This window comes from Actinomyces sp. HMSC08A09, assembly GCF_001807465.1.
Classification (GTDB): Bacteria; Actinomycetota; Actinomycetes; order Actinomycetales; family Actinomycetaceae; genus Actinomyces; species Actinomyces oris.
Genome location: NZ_KV789138.1, coordinates 44,016 through 44,894, shown reverse-complemented (window position 1 = coordinate 44,894; position 879 = coordinate 44,016). Strand labels below are relative to the sequence as shown.

The 879-nt window shown below is 67.1% G+C and carries 1 pseudogene; it reads left to right on the top strand.

Going from position 1 to position 879, the window contains the following annotated elements:
* A pseudogene (locus HMPREF3165_RS13925) lies at nt 1–879 on the top strand (lipopolysaccharide biosynthesis protein); the annotation flags it as partial.

Sequence of the window (879 nt, the reverse complement as noted above, 5' to 3'; positions counted from 1 at the left end):
CTTCGCGCTGGGGGGCCTGGCGGTCAAGGCGGTCTCCCTGGTCCTCATGCCCCTGTACACAACCGCCCTGACCGCCGGTGAGTACGGGACGGCCGAGCTGCTCAACAGCGCGATCGAGATTGTGCTGCCGCTGCTCTCGCTTGGCGTCGTGGAGGCCCTCTACCGCTTCTCCATTGACGACGACGTTCCCAAGGGCGAGCTCTTCGCCGGCTCCCTGGTGGTCCTGGGCGGCGGCGTCGTCTGCACCGGGGTGGCGTGCGCCTTGGGGCGCGTCTTGTGGAACATGGAGCACGCGGCAGCGTTCTTCGTCCTGTTCTGCTCGGTGTGCGTCTTCAAGGCCACGACCCAGCTCGCCCGTGGGTTGGGGCACGTGCGCCGTTTCGTGGCCTACGGGCTCATCAATGCGCTCGCCATGGTGGTGTCCACCTACCTGCTCCTAGTCCGCGCGCATACAGGTATCGAGGGCTACCTGTGGTCGTACACCATCGGCTACCTGGTGGGTGGTCTTGTCGCCTTCCTGGGGTCGGCCGAGTACCGGCTCCTGGCTCCATTCCGGATCGATCGGGCGCTGCTGCGTAGGATGCTCGTCTACAGCCTGCCGCTTGTGCCCAACCTGCTGTCGTGGTGGCTGGTCAGTGTCTCCGGACGGTACGTGGTCCTGTGGGGCAGCGGCCTGGCGGCTGCCGGGCTCTTCACCGCGGCGAGCAAGATGCCCTCACTCATCAACATCGTGGCCTCCGTCTTCCAGCAGGCCTGGCAGTACTCCACCGCCCGCGAGATCGACTCGCCCGACCGAGGCGCCTTCTTCGGCTCCGTCCTGCGGGGCTACTCGCTGGCCACTCTGTCGACCGCCGGGCTGGTCATCGCCTTGAACCGGCC